The sequence below is a fragment of the Rhodococcus sp. CX genome, from assembly GCF_015865005.1.
Lineage (GTDB): Bacteria > Actinomycetota > Actinomycetes > Mycobacteriales > Mycobacteriaceae > Rhodococcus.
In genome coordinates this window covers 20,590-20,904 of record NZ_JADZGH010000214.1, presented here as the reverse complement: position 1 = coordinate 20,904, position 315 = coordinate 20,590, and the positions used below count along the sequence as shown (strand labels likewise).

Genomic DNA, 315 nt, shown 5'->3' with positions numbered 1-315 from the left:
GTCCTCCACCGCGATCACCGTCGCCTCCGCCGCAGCGGCGTAGTCGGCGATCTGGCGGGCGAAATGAAACGCGAGCTCTCGGTTGATCTTCCCGCGTTTGGCACCGATCGCGGTGCGATGGTCCTCGAGGACCGCGATTTTCGCCTCCAGCTCCGCCCGCACCCGGGGCGAGGCGTTCTCGGCGAGCCGGCGCAGCCGGGCGGCCTTGCGGTGCAGGAACTGGCCTTCCTTCTGGAGGCGGGCGAGTGTGATGCCGAGGCCGCGGTCGTCGTAGGTGAAGCCCCGAAAATCCGACACCAACCCATCCGGGCGTTC

1 pseudogene is annotated in these 315 nt (G+C 68.9%); it reads right to left on the bottom strand.

Annotation, left to right across the window (positions count from 1 at the left end):
* Window positions 1-315 (bottom strand): annotated as a pseudogene (locus I0Q12_RS23600) (transposase); the annotation flags it as partial.